This is a genomic window from Methanothermococcus thermolithotrophicus DSM 2095, from assembly GCF_000376965.1.
GTDB classification, from domain to species: domain Archaea; phylum AGJL01; class Methanococci; order Methanococcales; family Methanococcaceae; genus Methanothermococcus; species Methanothermococcus thermolithotrophicus.
Window position 1 is genome coordinate 1 of the sequence record NZ_AQXV01000037.1, and the last position, 12,995, is coordinate 12,995.

A 12,995-nucleotide genomic window follows, 5' to 3' on the forward strand; every position below is an offset into this window, starting at 1 on the left:
TAAAATAGCACAAGCTATTAAAGACTGCATCTCAAAAGACCCTGGTGCTATCGATGAGGACGCGGTAGTTTTAGATTTAGAAGGTGGCGGCGGTGCCGGCGAAGGTGGGGATGAAGAAGGTCTTTCAATTGAAGGTATTCCAACAGTTGCAGAGCCGGATTTAGAATACACAAAAAAACTCTTAGACAGCTTGGAATACAAAGTAGGCTTAATTACAAGGGATCTTGGTTTAGCTTCAGGAGTTCAATCCCAAGCAGTTGAAGGGGCATTATTAGGCTCATTATTCGCCGTTGTTTTAATTGGGATCCCAATTATATTAAAACTCTTACTAGGGTGATTAAATGTCTGAAATTCCCACAGTTGTTACTCCATCAAAGGATTTTAAAAAATTGCAGGAAAAATTATCCGAGATAGATGAAACCGTAGAAAATACCAATGCTGAAATAGTACAAAGGTTAGGTAAAAAAGCAGGTAGAGACGTTGGTATTGTTTATGGATTTATAATAGGATTTGTAATTGTGGTTGTACTTGGAAAAATATTGCCATTATTTCAATTTATAAAATAAAGGTCGTCATGAGGTGGTAATAGATGTTCAAATTCGATAAAGAACAGATGGTAATTGAAATCGCAGGAAGGAAATTTGGTGGTCAGCCAGGAGAATATCCAACAGGTTTATCTGGAACCATATTCTACGCAAGACACAAAATAGTAGAAGATGAAAGAAAAGGTATTTTCGACAAAAAGGCTGCTGAAGATTTAATAAACAAGCAGGCTGAAATGGAAGATATAACAGGAAACCCTGCGCTTGTTCAGGTATTCGGTGGTAACCCTGAAGCACTTACTAAATATATTGATTTTGTTGCTGAAGTTTGGGATGGACCAATGCTCCTTGACTCCACATCAGGGGAAGCAAGAATGGCTGCTGCGAGGAGAGCTACAGAAGCAGGATATGCAAGCCAGTGTATTTACAACTCTATCAACGTTTCAATTGAAGAAGCAGAATTCCAAAACTTAGTAGAAAGTGACCTCGAAGCTTCAATCGTTTTATGTTTCGACCCTATGGACCCATCAGTTGAAGGTAAATTAAACGTTTTATTAGATGGTGGAAAAACAGCAGATACTGGAATGTTAGAGCTCGCTGAAAAAGCAGGTATCAAATACCCATTAATCGACGTTGCTGTTACACCACTCGGTAACGGTGCAGGTCCAGCAGTTAGAGCATCATTTGCTGTTAAAGCTAAATTAGGATTACCAGTAGGTAGCGGTATCCACAACATTCCATCAGCATGGGACTGGCTGAGAGAATTTAGAAAAGGATTAAGAGAAGAAGGATTAACACAGCTCGCAAAAGATGTTCACCACGTATGTGACATCGGTGCAAACATAGTTCAGACAATGGGTGCTGGTGACTTTGTTCTCTACGGTCCTATTGACAACGCACAATTAGCATTCCCTGCAGTTGCAATGACTGACATGGTAATTGCAGAAGCTGCAAAAGAATTAGGAACAGCTGCAGTAGACACCCACCCATTCAACAAATTACTCTAAAACAGAAATACTTTTATTTTCTTTTTTTATCAAATATAATATTAAATAATCTAAATTTATATATTTTATTAAAAACAGTCAAACAATCAAATGATGAGCATATAATTATAATAACAATATAAAGTATATCAAAACTAAGAGGAACATGGGACATATAATATCAATAAAAATGTAGATTCATTCGTTCCAAATAACTGAAAAATCTTTAAGTGCAGTTATTACCCTTCTCTTTTCTCCATCAATTAACACTTTGTCCTCGTCCTCTCGGCTATATTCAAAAACAACCCCGTGTAATTCACTTAACTCCCCCAATATTTCTACTTGAATCTCCTTTTGTAGTTTAACCCTTATAGATTCAACATCCTTTCTTGATTTCACTTCACTGTTAAATGAGGATTTTTTAATAGGGAATTTAACATCGAGCTCATTTCTTAAGGCCTTTCCCATTTTTTCAAGATACTCCATAGCCAGTTCATGATCGCATAAACCAAAAAGTATGCCCTGAACTCTTGAAAGTTCAGCTTCAGCATCCTTTAAAGAGTCATAAGAGGCATGTTCATCCAATAAATAATACGTAATAACATTGTTTGCTATCCTTAACCTTGAAAAGACCTCCTCTGGAACTGGTCTTTCCTCGGATATTTTAAATGCCAATTCATTTAAAATTACCCACTGTTTATCGATTCCCCTTGCATCCTTCATAATCTCACTTTATCTCAAGCATTAAATGATTTATTTTATCATTGCATTTTTTCAATATACTTCTTCAAAACCTCTTCAGAATCATAGTTCAATCTCGTACCCAATTTATTTAACTCATTTTTTATGTCTTCAATTGTAGTATCCTTATCTATGAAAAAAACCTGATAGCTTGTAGTTCCGTGAACATTAAAAATTGCCACAATATCATCATCTTTTAGTTCTCTTTTTTCACACATTGCCCTAACTCTAATACAATCTGCAACCTGACTTTTTAAACCTTCTTCAACACTCATTATTGTCATCAACGAAGCAATAAGTTCTGTCACATTTTCACCTGATAAGAATCCAACATGTTGATTGGTATTTAAAAATTTAGTCCATTGATTAAATACCTTAAATACGGTATAATTTTTTTGTGTTATCATATATAATCTTAGTGATTTCAGCCAGAGAATATTCCTCCTTTTTTATTTCCCATATTTTTTCAACTACTTTTATGACATTTTTAGGTTCATTTTTCTCTCCCTTTATTGGGGATAGATAAGGGCTATCTGTTTCGACTACAATATTTTCCAAATCTAAATTTTCAACTAAATTTTGATGGTCTTTTGAAAAACAAACCAGTGTAGAAAGGGAAACATAATGGCCGTTTTCAATCAGCTCTTTTGCCAAATTAATACTTCCACTATAGCAATGAAACATTGAAACTACCCTGTTATTCAACACATCAAAACATTCCTTTTCCAAACCCCTACCATGGATTATTACTGGTTTGTTTAGCTCTTCCGCTAGACCTACAAATTTCTCAAAAACAATTTTCTGACGATCCAAATTTTGTACATTTATATCCAATCCAACTTCCCCAACTGCCAAGAGTTCCTTTTCATTTTCTCTGATTAGGTTGTAAACTTTATCTACCACATTATCTTGAGCTTTAGTTCTCCCAGGATGGAATCCCAATGTTAAATAAATCCCATATTCTTTTTTAAAATTCAGAGCTCTCTTACATCCTCCTAAACTAGCCCCGCTTGTAACAATTTCCACACCATTATCTTTTGCATTTTTAACAATTTCATCCCTATTTTTGTTAAAGGATTTATCTTCGATATGACAGTGAGCATCGATATATTTAAATTCCATGATAATACACCTTTAAAATAAAAATAAATTAAAATTTGATTAAAATAATATAAAAAAATAATTTAGGTAGTAATATATGTAATTAATCAAAATTAAAAAATAAAAAGCTATTTAAATATGTATAGTGGATACGTACTAACCTCAAACTGGCAGAAATCATCCCCCAATCCAATACAGTGAGTTTCATTAATTTTAACTTTCTTATTTACTATACCTTCCAAACACCCCACTATAAATCCCCCTTCAAAGTAACATAATGGTTTTTCCATGTTGGGTAATCCCGAACATGTCATACATTCATCCACCCTTATTTGTAGCGGGTTTTTATTTACCACCGTGATAATGCCTATTTTATAATTTTTGGCGAATTCGATCATTTCATCTATGGTTTTTAGATTTAATGATTTTCCAAATGTCCTTCCAGACATGTACGCCATTACATTTGCCCCTCTCCCCATACATTTTTCCCAAGCAAACCTTAAAGCCCTAAATAATCTTACATCCGTTATATCTATATTATTACCATCAAGTGTTGGTCTATTTGCATTTATTTTTAAAACATCTATAGGTTCTATCGTGCCCTCCCTCCAACAATATATTATTCATAATATATGAACTTTTGTTGTATTTTTGCTACCACATATACATCTACATGACCTTATCATATATATAATTATTCCACATTAATTATTTAATAATATCAACATATATTAATATTTTAAATTATGGGAATATATAACATACCCGCACCTCCCCTCATTAATATTGTCAGTATTATTATTAATATAATTTTTAATATATAATATCATATATAATTTTTGATATTACAAAATTTAGGCATATGTAGTATATTAAAATTTTTTATAGGTAATTTAACTAATAATTTAAATAACAACAACGAGATATTGGTGTCATCTTGTATAACAGGTAGTTATTATGGAGAAAGTATATTATTCTACAAAAAATGATTACGAAGAGCTCGACAATAAAATTCTAGATTTAATATTTAATGAAGTAGATTTTGATAACTGCGATAAAATCCTAGTGAAACCTAACATACTGGGGCCGTATCCTGCAGATAGATGTGTAACCACACACTGGAAATTTTTAGACTGGGTATTGAAATATCTTAAAAATAACTTTGATGGAAAAATTATAGTGGGCGAATCTTCCGGATTTTCAACTAAGAAATCCTTTACAGTCTCTGGTCTTGAAAACGTCTGTAGAAGACATGAAATACCATATATTGCATTTGAAAGTGACGAATATATTATAGAAAAAATATGCAATCATGAAATAAGAATTCCAAAAACTGTTCAAGAGTGCGAGCTCATAGTAAACCTTCCAAAGTTAAAAACCCATATGTTGATGAAGTACACCGGAGCTGTCAAGAACTTATACGGTTGCATTCCAGGCGGTTTAAAACCAAAATTACACAAATACTTCCCAAAAGAATCTGATTTTGCAGATCTGCTCGTTGAATTGTATAATAAAATAACTGAAAATAAGAATATTGTAACAATCATGGACGGTATATGGGGCTTAGAAGGAAATGGACCAAGCAATGGAAGACCTATAAACTCCAGAATAGTAATTGGATCAAAAAGTCCTATAGCACTTGATATGTTTGCCTCTTATTATATTGGCTATAAAATGGACGACATCCTGACTAACAAATACTTAAAAACAGATTTCAAAGTTATAAATGCAGATGATAATAAAGAAGTACCTCTTGAATCCATTGAGAGAATGAACTTTAAAAAGCCAGATACTGTAGTTTTAAATTCAATAATCCCGTTCCTTCCATTTGTATCGACTAAATTAACAAAAATGATATTCTCATTCATGATTCCTAAACCAAGGATAAATAAACGTAGCTGTGTTAAGTGCGGAATTTGTGAAAAAATATGTCCTGTAAATGCGATACACAACCTAAAAATAGATTTAAAAAAATGTATCAAGTGCTATTGCTGTCATGAAATGTGCAGGTATAATGCAGTTAAACTAGTACGGGGATTATTTTAAAATCTTCTCAATATCGAGCTCGTAATCATTTTTATTTTTAACGATACCTATAATATCTATACCTCCACATTTTTCTATAGTTTCAAAGGTTTTTTCATAGTAAAGAACATCTTTTAAATCTGTTATGCAGTTGATAATAACTCCTTTAACTTCTATGCCTTTATTTCTCAAATGCTCGATTGTTAAAATCGTATGGTTTATGGTTCCTAAGTTAGGTCTTGAAACTACAACTGCAGGGAGCTCTAAGAATTTTATTAAATCAGACATTAAAAAATTATCTTTTATTGGAACACAAACTCCGCCAGCTCCTTCGACAATTAAAAAATCGTATTTATTTTTTAAAATTTCAAATGAATCTTTTATTTTATTTTTTATTTCATCCAAAGAAATGTTGTAATTTTCAACTTCAAAGGCAATATTTGGGGATAATGGATTTTTTAGGTTTATTGGATTTATTAAATTCAAATCATCATCCAAATTCAATGTATTTTTTAAGGTTGTTGTGTCCTCTACTCCCCCTGATTCTATTGGTTTTATGTATCCAACATTAACGCCTTTTTCTTTTAAAATATTTCCTAAAATGGATGAAACGTAAGTTTTACCAACTCCGGTATCTGTTCCTGTGATGAATAGCATGGTATCACTTTTTTAAATTTTTGGATTTTTAAGTAAGTGGTGAGCTCTGAAGTTTCCAGTGTTTATATTTTAATATAAATTTTAATCTTCCAGTAATTCAAATAATTCCTCTTCTGTTCCCCAAAAATCCTTATTTTTAAGTTTTTTATAATTATTTTCCAGTTCTTCTTTTGTAATTTCTCTAAATCCTTTGTCTTTTGGAATCACGAGCGTTAGCGAGTGAGGAGAGAAAATCCAAAGGATTTTCCGAATTTCTTCGGGCATTTTTGAAATTATTTTTAATGTTGATGAGCTCATGTTTTCCTCTCGTTAATTTGCGTATCTTATTTTGATAAATTATGGGTCAATCAAACATATAATTTATTATGATCAGTGGTGATATATGAAAAAAATAAACCATTTACAATAAAAATACGAAAACCTTAGATATATATTTGATACCCCAAAATGAGAAAATTTATTAAATTTGATTATTGTTTGGAGTGATTAGTCTGATTTTTTGAATTTGTATCTTTCATCCCACACACTGTAAGATATGTCACCAATATGTTTTCCATACTCGTCAAATACCCATACTGTACGGTAAGTCCCAACTATGCGATCTAGGTCTTTACCAATTGCATTCGCAACTCTATCTTTTTCATAGTCTTGTAAATAATACCACGAATCAGGAACCATTATGGAAACTATGCTCCAGCCATCCTTTGAATCATACGCTATAGCCGACACTATGGGATAATACTCCTCAGCTAACTTATCTAATTCTTCCTTTACATTCTTTTCATGTCTTTCAGCCCATAGGTCTTTTAAATCTTGTGTTATTTTAAACTCTTTAAGTTTCGCACTATTAGGATCTAACACACCACTGGCCATTAGTTTGTTATTATGATAGTATTCTATTTCATAGGTATAATCATATCTTATAGATTTATCTATTAAAGTTACCAAACCCGCAATTACAAATGGGGCAGACAATTTTATTTCATCTTCTGTTCCATATGTCCAGTTTGAACAAGTTACTATTATTTTTAGATTGCTACCTTGCTGTTTAACTGCATACCTTTCGCCTTTGTAAAATTGTGAGTTTTCGCTATATTGAGTTTCAGTTTTTATAAACTTATCAATTATTTCTTTTGAAATTGGCATTGGATGCTCCTTCTTCATTTCTTTTGCATATTCATTATTTGGATCTATCTCCAATGCTTTATCATAGCATTTTATGGCTTCTATATACTTATTCAATTCATAAAGTGAGCTTCCTTTATTACACCATGCGATAGTGTTATTTGGATCTAATTCTAGTGCTTTATTATAACACTCGATAGCCTCGGAATATCTACCTAAATAATGAAGTGTAAGTCCTTTATTATTCCAAATGGATGTAATGTTGGGATCTATTTTTAAAGCTTCATTATAGTACTTGAGTGCAGGTTCATAATCTTTATTATCTATTGCATTGTTTCCTTTTGATATAAGATTATTAATTTTTCCAAGTTTTTCATTCTCTTTTAATTTTTCCAATACTTTATTTTTGTTATTTTTTGCCATAATATTATTTGGATTCAGCTCCAATGCTTTATCATAACATTTAATAGCTTCTTTGTAATTACCTAAATTATAAAGTTCATCCCCTTTATTACACCATGCTTCAGATGATGTTATGTCGTCGTATTCCCCATATATTTTTAATCTTGGACTTTTATCTGTAATCCAGGTATTAACATTATCTAGATAAAAATAATAATTACCTGCCTGTGTAGGATAAATTTTAAATGAATATGATCTAACCTTTTCCCCCGAATCTACCAAAATCTTTCCATTTGGATCCTTTATATAAAACCTCACACCACTTGTTCCTTCCTTTGTTTCAGTCATTGTTCCATAAACCGTATAATTATCTTTCCCTATCGGATCCAAATATATCGCCTTATATGTATATTTACCAGAAGAAACAGAGTATGTTTTATCATTCAATAGATTTTTGTGATGATATGGATTTATATTATCTGAGCTCCCCTCATCTTCGCTAGTGCATCCTGCCAATAAAACAGAACATAATAACAGAGATGCTATAAATAAATACTTTATCTTAATAATTTCACCCCTCTTTAAAAAAATATTATTCTAAAAACTATTATCTATGTTAGAACTATATATTTATATATCGAAAAAAAATAAAATCGAAATTTATAAATATTCAATTACTTTGGGATTTATTTTAATATTTAGATGAGCTCTACTATCGCCAAACACTTATATCCTCATTATGATAATTTTTTGTAAAGGTTAGAGTAAGGTTTCCGCCATTTTGAAAAGGTTAATGTATTTATACGTGTAATTTCGTTCGTATCCATTATAGTTTAATATTTGGGGCGGATGACCTCCTGAAGAATATTCATCTACTAAAAACCTACAAAAATCAATCAATATTTCATTCTTTTCATATTTAAATTGACTAATATAATCAAATACCACATCAGAATACCCAGCATACGTTATATAACATTGTTTATTCTTAAGTTCGGATGGAGTAAATATTGTTATTAATTTAATTAAATCATCTATCTTCTCGAAATATGGTTCATTAAAAATAATACTTTCATAAATTTCTCCAAAAGTAATTTCGTTATAACTGTCATGTTTTAAACGTTCCATTATTAACTCAATTGCGGGTTTATTATCATTTTCATTATCATCTTTACCTGACGCGGGGGGATAATTTATATATTTTATTTGATATTTACTGTATTTTGCCAGTTTATCTTCATAATTTTTTATTTCCAAATATTTATCATAATAAAACTCATAGAGAATTATGAAATACAAAACAAAAATTGTATCAAATAAATATTCATTATTATCATTATTTCCAGTTATTATCCCAGGAATTAAATCCATATTGTTTATATTGGAATTCTTAATCTTGACCAAATATTCATATTTATTCAAAACCTTCTTTAAATGTCTCGGAGTTGTAAAATTAATTGCCTCAAAGAATTTTGCGAGTTTTTCAGCATTATCATTATTAAAAAACTCATATTGCCCAATAAAGTTTTTTACATCGAATGTTTTTGGCATGTTAAATGAAAAATTAAAAATTTTTTCCAAATATTCCTCTGCTTTTTCTCCGTCACAGTATTTATGTTCAAGTGCTTCTGCTACTGCTTCTTTATCTACTGCACAAATATAATTTATATTTTCCCCATCGGTAAAAAATAATTTAAGAGATGATAAAAATTTTAAAATATTTTCTCTTTCGCATCTATCTAATTCATCAATAAAAACTATAAGTCTTTTGTTATTTTCTTTGAGAATTCTAGAAATCTCATCAAGTCCATTTTTTAAATTTTCCACTTCTATATATTTTTCATTATTATATTCAAAATTAAAATTAAAACCAATATTATTGTATTCTGTATTGATACTAACAGATTTTAAAACAATTGCACCAGATTTTAAGAGTTTATTCTTTACCGTTCGAATCCCAAATTTAATATCAGCATTTTTTTCTAATTCATTAACAATATGGCACAATAAGGCATAAGATATGTTTTCTTCATTTTCATATTCCCAAGCATCAAATTTAATACATAAGATAGATTTATGTTTTTCCTTTAAAGGTTTAAATATATGAAACATATCTTTAAACGATTCCCATAATCTTTTAATTTCAGTATTTTCATCAAAATTTCGAGATTCGTCAAATTTTTCAATTAATGTCCTAATTATGCTACTTTTACCACTGCCCCAGTTTCCATATAACGCTATAATTTTATGATTATTTAAAATTTGATTTTTAAATCCTTCTTCAATCATATTTATTTTATTTAATGTTCCAAAACAATCCGTTTTATCATTTACTTCTATATCTTCATCTTTACGATGGTTGTAATTTTCAATAACATAATTTTTAAATGGATTAAAATAATATATATTGTTAGTCATTCTTAATAGGAATTGAATAACACAATGAAATTTACCGAACTCATAAATTAAATCATTCCAATAATATGCAATTGCAATAAACAAACCCCCAACATAACAAAAATACAATAAAATATTGGATATGGACGAATATTGATAATATTTTATTGAAATCCATACAAATCCCATAAAAACTAAAACGGAAATATATTTAGAAATTTTAAAAATTTTAGCATATTTAGGGTGTTTAAACTCTGACAATAGTATTAAAAATATCGATGGCATTATTAAAATAAGGAATATAGTAATATCAGAAATTGGTAAATTTATTAAACTATATAAGACATATAAAACTATTGAAGAAATAGATAAAATTAATAGTGACCATCTATATTTATAACCTAATTCATCTAATTTATCGCTCACATTTTCAGATGATTTTATTGTATCTATATTTTTTAGATGAACCCTACTATCAAATATTATATTAACTGATTTCAAATAATTGGTTATAATTACAATAGTTAAAATACCAATACATAATCTTAATATTTCATCCCCATATATTGATATAATATTCATTAAATTAGTTATTTTATTCAATATATTTAACCCATATATTGTTAAAATAAAAAATAATAAACCTGTAAATCCTAAAAAAATTCTAAAAGACCCATATCTCCCCACAATATTTTTAATAAAATCAAATACTATACTACCACCCTAACTTTTGAGAATAAATATTTTATATATTATTTAAATTTTTTAATACTTTCACACAGAGCTCTAAAATCCCCCTCACTATGTCCCACATTTATACTGACCCTAATCTCTCCATACCTTTTGGAACAGTTGGATATCTAATTCCTATAGAAGACACTATTTTTTAAATAAATATTTTGAAAATAACAATATTAATATTTAATAGAATGTATAATAATTACATATAAAAATTCGGTGAAATTATGGCATTTGAAACTGAAAATATTGAAAATCTTTCAATTGAAGATATTGAAACAACATTAAAACGATTACAAAAAAAGGAAAGATTATTAAAAAAAATATTATTAGAAAAATTAGTTAAGGAATTGGATTTAACAGAAGATGATTTAAAGGACTTTAAAAAAGCAAGGGAGGAAGCATGGAAAGAGGAAAAGAAAAAATTGGGATTGTAATTGATGCAAATATTTTATTCTCCGCCTTAATAAAAGATGCTTCAATTACAAGAGAACTAATTACATCAAATGATATTTTTAATATTTACTGCCCTGAATTTATTTTCAAGGAATTGGAAAAATACAAAAAGTTCATAATTTCAAAAAGGGAGAAAAATAAACAACTTCTTACTTACAAAGAATCCATTGAAACATTACTATATTTTATTAACATAATTCCAACTGAAAGATATGACGATAAAATTAAAGAAGCGTACAATATAATGAAAGATATTGATGAAAAAGACACCCACTATGTCGCACTATCTTTAAAATTAAACTGTCCAATTTGGAGCAATGATACGGACTTAAAAAAACAAAATAAAGTTAAAGTTTACAATACAAAAGAATTACTGATAAATTTTTTAAATAATGAATAATAATTAATTTAAAACATTTTAATACATTCACACAGAGCTCTAAAATCCCCCTCACTATGTCCAACATTTATACTAACTCTTAACCTCTCCATACCTTTTGGAACAGTTGGATATCTAATTCCAACACAGAAGATATTATTTTTTATTAAATGTTCAGCGAGCTCCATAGTTTTTTCTTTAAAAATGAACGGATAAATGGGCGTTAAATTATCTTCTTCTATTGAACAAATTCCTTCGGAATTTGTAGCTCTTCGCTTCGCTCCGATTAAATCGTGTTCTTTAAAAATTTTATTTGCGAGCTCTATATTTTTTTGCAATTTTTTTGTTAGAGCTCCATTTTCCATGAGCTCAAAACTCTTAATACATCCACTAACAACAGACGGAGGAAGGGATGTAGAATATATAAAACTTCGAGATTTATTTATAAGATACTCGATTAATTCCTCAATACCACAAACAAAACCCCCTAAACCACCTACAGCCTTTGAAAGTGTTCCTATTTGGATTATATTGTCTGACGGTTTTAAATTAAAGTGTTTTAATGTTCCTCTTCCATTCCCTAAAACTCCAGTACCGTGTGCATCGTCTATTATCAATATTCCATTAAATTCATCTGCAATTTTTTTCAGTTCATCCAACGGAGCTACGTCCCCATCCATGCTGAAAACTCCATCGGTTATAATAAATATATTGTTATATTTTCCTGCATTTTCTTCCAATAAATCCATTAAATGATTTGTATCGCAATGATTGTAAACTAAAACATCGGCCTTACTCAATCTACACCCGTCAATAATTGAAGCATGGTTTAATTTATCACTTAAAATTAAATCACCCTTTTTGCATAGAGTACTTATTACACCAACATTTGTTGCATATCCTGAAGAATAAACTAATGCTTTCTCAGTTCCCTTAAACTCTGCAATTTTTTCTTCTAACTCCTTATGGTTTATGTTTCCAGATGTTAATCTTGAACCTGTGGAACCTGCACCATACTTTAAGCCTTCCTTTACTGCACTTATAACCTCTGGATGTTTTGATAAACATAAATAATCATTTGAAGAAAAATCTAAAATATTATTATCCTCCTGAGCGTTAGCGAGGGATTTAAAGGATCTGTATAAATTCTGATTTTTTATATCTTCAATTTCTTTTTGAAGCTGTTTTCTAAACATAATATCCCCTCCCAACCTTTTTCTAAAAGGTTAGATCCCAACCCTTTTAAAAAGTGTTGGATCCCAAAAATCTGATACTTCTTTACTTCGTGAAAAGGCATATACTTTGCATCATCACGGCAAAGCCGTGAGTAATAAATCCTGAAAGGATTTATCTGAAAGCTTTTTTAAAGATTTGTTATTCAATAATAAACGGTTTATTCTCTAAGCAACCTTTAGAAAAGGTTGCATCCAAATATAAGTATTAGTT

General features: G+C 29.7%; 15 protein-coding genes. 6 read left to right on the plus strand and 9 right to left on the minus strand.

All coding sequences use genetic code 11. The features are described from left to right. The 3 genes from mtrF to mtrH all read left to right on the plus strand — a co-directional run. Positions 1 to 337: tetrahydromethanopterin S-methyltransferase subunit F (gene mtrF, locus F555_RS09575; protein ID WP_018153668.1), on the plus strand; the 337-nt coding region annotated here is incomplete at its 5' end. A gap of 4 nt (positions 338 to 341) precedes the next feature. Further along, complete coding sequence (gene mtrG, locus F555_RS0102630) at positions 342 to 566, plus strand: tetrahydromethanopterin S-methyltransferase subunit MtrG (RefSeq protein WP_018153669.1); 225 nt, start codon at positions 342 to 344, stop codon at positions 564 to 566. 23 nt (positions 567 to 589) lie between these two features. Further along, positions 590 to 1,549 (plus strand): tetrahydromethanopterin S-methyltransferase subunit H, encoded by a 960-nt coding sequence (mtrH, locus tag F555_RS0102635; protein ID WP_018153670.1) that lies wholly within the window; start codon positions 590 to 592, stop codon positions 1,547 to 1,549. 177 nt (positions 1,550 to 1,726) lie between these two features. Here the strand turns inward: mtrH and F555_RS0102640 are convergent, their stop codons facing one another. From F555_RS0102640 to F555_RS08950, 4 genes are all read right to left on the minus strand, one after another. Beyond that, positions 1,727 to 2,251 (minus strand): DUF2096 family protein, encoded by a 525-nt coding sequence (locus tag F555_RS0102640; RefSeq protein WP_018153671.1) that lies wholly within the window; start codon positions 2,249 to 2,251, stop codon positions 1,727 to 1,729. A gap of 38 nt (positions 2,252 to 2,289) precedes the next feature. Then, positions 2,290 to 2,577: a DUF749 family protein gene (locus F555_RS0102645; protein WP_018153672.1), complete on the minus strand. Its 288-nt coding sequence runs from the start codon at positions 2,575 to 2,577 to the stop codon at positions 2,290 to 2,292. A gap of 67 nt (positions 2,578 to 2,644) precedes the next feature. Beyond that, on the minus strand, positions 2,645 to 3,391 hold the full coding sequence (locus F555_RS0102650) for a YchF/TatD family DNA exonuclease (protein ID WP_018153673.1): 747 nt from the start codon (positions 3,389 to 3,391) through the stop codon (positions 2,645 to 2,647). 107 nt (positions 3,392 to 3,498) lie between these two features. Next, positions 3,499 to 3,849 carry a V4R domain-containing protein gene (locus tag F555_RS08950; protein ID WP_018153674.1) on the minus strand — a complete coding sequence of 117 codons (351 nt, stop codon included), beginning with the start codon at positions 3,847 to 3,849 and terminating at the stop codon, positions 3,499 to 3,501. Positions 3,850 to 4,327: 478 nt separating this feature from the next. On the opposite strand from F555_RS08950, the gene F555_RS0102660 reads away from it, so the two are divergent. Beyond that, a complete protein-coding gene (locus F555_RS0102660; RefSeq protein WP_018153675.1) occupies positions 4,328 to 5,416 on the plus strand; it encodes a DUF362 domain-containing protein in 1,089 nt (362 codons plus the stop codon). Here the strand turns inward: F555_RS0102660 and bioD are convergent. The 4 genes from bioD to F555_RS0102680 all read right to left on the minus strand — a co-directional run bounded on the left by bioD (position 5,408) and on the right by F555_RS0102680 (position 10,579). Beyond that, entirely contained in the window at positions 5,408 to 6,052 is a 645-nt protein-coding gene (gene bioD / locus F555_RS0102665) for a dethiobiotin synthase (protein ID WP_018153676.1), read from the minus strand. The genes F555_RS0102660 and bioD overlap by 9 nt on opposite strands. Positions 6,053 to 6,133: 81 nt before the next feature. Next, positions 6,134 to 6,349 carry a hypothetical protein gene (locus F555_RS08955; protein WP_018153677.1) on the minus strand — a complete coding sequence of 72 codons (216 nt, stop codon included), beginning with the start codon at positions 6,347 to 6,349 and terminating at the stop codon, positions 6,134 to 6,136. Positions 6,350 to 6,538: 189 nt separating this feature from the next. Continuing rightward, positions 6,539 to 7,969: a tetratricopeptide repeat protein gene (locus F555_RS09190; RefSeq protein WP_018153678.1), complete on the minus strand. Its 1,431-nt coding sequence runs from the start codon at positions 7,967 to 7,969 to the stop codon at positions 6,539 to 6,541. Between the two features lie 369 nt (positions 7,970 to 8,338). Beyond that, the gene (locus F555_RS0102680) at positions 8,339 to 10,579 is read right to left on the minus strand and encodes a KAP family P-loop NTPase fold protein (RefSeq protein WP_157205725.1); all 2,241 of its coding nucleotides are present in this window, start codon (positions 10,577 to 10,579) and stop codon (positions 8,339 to 8,341) included. Positions 10,580 to 10,941: 362 nt separating this feature from the next. Here F555_RS0102680 and F555_RS0102685 point away from each other — a divergent pair, with 362 nt between their 5' ends. Together F555_RS0102685 and F555_RS0102690 are read left to right on the plus strand one after the other, a co-directional pair. Continuing rightward, positions 10,942 to 11,151 carry a hypothetical protein gene (locus tag F555_RS0102685; RefSeq protein WP_018153680.1) on the plus strand — a complete coding sequence of 70 codons (210 nt, stop codon included), beginning with the start codon at positions 10,942 to 10,944 and terminating at the stop codon, positions 11,149 to 11,151. Continuing rightward, positions 11,118 to 11,570: a PIN domain-containing protein gene (locus tag F555_RS0102690; RefSeq protein ID WP_018153681.1), complete on the plus strand. Its 453-nt coding sequence runs from the start codon at positions 11,118 to 11,120 to the stop codon at positions 11,568 to 11,570. Before F555_RS0102685 ends, F555_RS0102690 begins: the two co-directional genes overlap by 34 nt. An 8-nt stretch (positions 11,571 to 11,578) precedes the next feature. Here the strand turns inward: F555_RS0102690 and bioF are convergent, their stop codons facing one another. Continuing rightward, a complete protein-coding gene (gene bioF / locus F555_RS0102695; protein ID WP_018153682.1) occupies positions 11,579 to 12,745 on the minus strand; it encodes an 8-amino-7-oxononanoate synthase in 1,167 nt (388 codons plus the stop codon). Positions 12,746 to 12,995 lie beyond the last annotated feature (250 nt).

Bases quoted from the DNA above. Each gene is read 5' to 3' on its own strand.
- mtrG (WP_018153669.1), top strand. From the start codon at position 342: ATGTCTGAAATTCCCACAGTTGTTACTCCATCAAAGGATTTTAAAAAA.
- mtrH (WP_018153670.1), top strand. From the start codon at position 590: ATGTTCAAATTCGATAAAGAACAGATGGTAATTGAAATCGCAGGAAGG.
- F555_RS0102640 (WP_018153671.1), bottom strand. From the start codon at position 2,251: ATGAAGGATGCAAGGGGAATCGATAAACAGTGGGTAATTTTAAATGAA.
- F555_RS0102650 (WP_018153673.1), bottom strand. From the start codon at position 3,391: ATGGAATTTAAATATATCGATGCTCACTGTCATATCGAAGATAAATCC.
- F555_RS08950 (WP_018153674.1), bottom strand. From the start codon at position 3,849: ATGGGGAGAGGGGCAAATGTAATGGCGTACATGTCTGGAAGGACATTT.
- F555_RS0102660 (WP_018153675.1), top strand. From the start codon at position 4,328: ATGGAGAAAGTATATTATTCTACAAAAAATGATTACGAAGAGCTCGAC.
- bioD (WP_018153676.1), bottom strand. From the start codon at position 6,052: ATGCTATTCATCACAGGAACAGATACCGGAGTTGGTAAAACTTACGTT.
- F555_RS08955 (WP_018153677.1), bottom strand. From the start codon at position 6,349: ATGAGCTCATCAACATTAAAAATAATTTCAAAAATGCCCGAAGAAATT.
- F555_RS0102685 (WP_018153680.1), top strand. From the start codon at position 10,942: ATGGCATTTGAAACTGAAAATATTGAAAATCTTTCAATTGAAGATATT.
- F555_RS0102690 (WP_018153681.1), top strand. From the start codon at position 11,118: ATGGAAAGAGGAAAAGAAAAAATTGGGATTGTAATTGATGCAAATATT.
- bioF (WP_018153682.1), bottom strand. From the start codon at position 12,745: ATGTTTAGAAAACAGCTTCAAAAAGAAATTGAAGATATAAAAAATCAG.